At 62.7% G+C, this 2,051-nt stretch carries 2 protein-coding genes; both read left to right on the forward strand.

Going from position 1 to position 2,051, the window contains the following annotated elements; all coding sequences use genetic code 11:
• The coding region (ettA, locus tag EN939_RS31660; RefSeq protein ID WP_127271530.1) for an energy-dependent translational throttle protein EttA at nt 1–1,033 on the forward strand (1,033 nt) is incomplete at its 5' end.
• Between the two features lie 42 nt (nt 1,034–1,075).
• A complete protein-coding gene (gene tam, locus EN939_RS31665) occupies nt 1,076–1,843 on the forward strand; it encodes a trans-aconitate 2-methyltransferase (RefSeq protein ID WP_127271532.1) in 768 nt (255 codons plus the stop codon).
• The last annotated feature ends 208 nt before the right edge of the window (nt 1,844–2,051 follow it).

Below are 2,051 nucleotides of genomic sequence, written 5' to 3' on the forward strand. Positions count from 1 at the left end.
GATGATCATCACCCACGACCGCTACTTCCTCGACAATGTCACCGGCTGGATCCTCGAACTCGATCGCGGCCGCGGCATTCCTTATGAGGGCAACTACGCCAAATACCTCGAAGACAAGGCCAAGCGCCTCAAGCAGGAAGGCCGGGAGGACGATGCCCGCCAGCGCGCCATCGGCCGCGAGCGCGAATGGATCCAGTCGAGCCCGAAGGCTCGCCAGACCAAGTCCAAGGCGCGTATCCAGGCGTTCCAGGATCTTTTGGATGCAGCCGACAAGCGGCGTCCGAGCGATACGCAGATCGTCATTCCGCATGGCGAGCGGCTCGGCAATGTGGTGATCGAGGCGGAAGGCCTGTCGAAGGGCTTTGGCGACACGCTGCTCATCGACGGCCTGGAATTCAAGCTGCCGCCCGGCGGCATCGTCGGCGTCATCGGCCCGAACGGCGCCGGCAAGACGACGCTGTTTCGCATGATCACCGGCCAGGAAAAGCCGGATGCGGGTTCTGTGCGCGTCGGCGAAACGGTCAAGCTCGGCTATGTCGACCAGAGCCGCGATGCGCTCGATCCGTCAAAGACGGTGTGGGAAGAGATTTCCGGCGGCGCCGAAGTGGTCAAGCTCGGCAAGTTCGAAGCCAACACGCGTGCCTATTGCGCGTCGTTCAACTTCCGTGGCGGCGACCAGCAGCAGAAGGTCGGCAATCTGTCCGGCGGTCAGCGCAACCGCGTGCATCTGGCCAAGATGCTGAAGACCGGCGGCAATGTGCTGCTGCTCGACGAACCGACCAACGATCTCGATACGGAAACGCTGGCCGCACTCGAAGACGCGCTGGAAAACTTCGGCGGCTGCGCCGTCATCATCTCGCACGATCGTATGTTCCTCGATCGCCTGGCGACGCACATCCTCGCCTTCGAGGGCGACAGCCATGTCGAATGGTTCGAAGGCAATTTCGAGGATTACGAGCAGGACAAGATCCGCCGCCTCGGGCCGGATGCCGTCAACCCGCACCGCATGACCTACAAGAGGCTGACGCGGTAAGGGGTTTTAGGGCGGCGATCTCAACCAGCATGAGGAGCTCAAATGGCTGATTGGTCCGCCGCCCAATATCTGAAATTCGAAGACGAGCGCACGCGGCCCGCGCGGGATTTGGTCGCGCAGGTGCCGGTGGACTTCCCGCGCCGGGTCGTCGACATCGGCTGCGGGCCTGGCAACTCGACCGAACTGCTTGTCGAGCGCTGGCCGGATGCTGAGGTGAGCGGCTTCGACACTTCGCCCGACATGATCGAGAAGGCGCGGGCGCGCCTGCCCGAGGTCACCTTTGATCTCGCCGATGCCTCCGAATGGCAGCCGGCGGAGCCGGTCGACGTGATTTTCGCCAATGCTGTGTTCCAATGGCTGCCTACCCATCCGGCGGTGTTCCAGCGGCTGATGGGCTTCCTCGCCCCAGGCGGTGCGCTTGCCGTCCAGATGCCCGACAATCTGGGCGAGGACTCCCACCGCCTGATGCGGGAGACCGCCGCCGAAATGCCATTTGCCGAAAAGCTCAAGGGCGCGGCACGCGGGCCGTTGCCGCCGGTGTCGTTCTACTATGACCTGCTGTCGCCGCTCAGCGACCGGCTTGATATCTGGCACACCATCTACAACCATCCGCTTGCCGACGCGCAGGCGATCGTCGAATGGGTGAAATCGACGGGCCTGAAGCCGTTCCTCGATCCGCTGGACGCCGAGGAGAGGGCGATGTTCCTCGAATGTTACACGGCCAAGATCGCCAAGGCCTATCAGAAGACGGCTGATGGCAAGGTGCTCTTGCGCTTTCCGCGCATTTTCATTGTCGCAAAACGAGCTTGATTATCCATGTCGCGCGGCGCCTTAGGGCCGCTTGGCTTTGGCTGTGGCCATGTCGAGGGATCGGCTTCAGTCGGCCCAGATCTTTGGTTTAAGCCGGCGTAAACCGCCTCGGTGAGAAAACTGTTGCGCCGGAGCGTTCCGGCGCCCACATGAAGCCCGCAACGCCTGCGGATGGGACGGACTGGACATGCATCGCGTCATCATCAGC

Origin of the sequence: Mesorhizobium sp. M7A.F.Ca.CA.002.05.1.1 (assembly GCF_003998335.1) — a bacterium.
Lineage (GTDB): Bacteria > Pseudomonadota > Alphaproteobacteria > Rhizobiales > Rhizobiaceae > Mesorhizobium.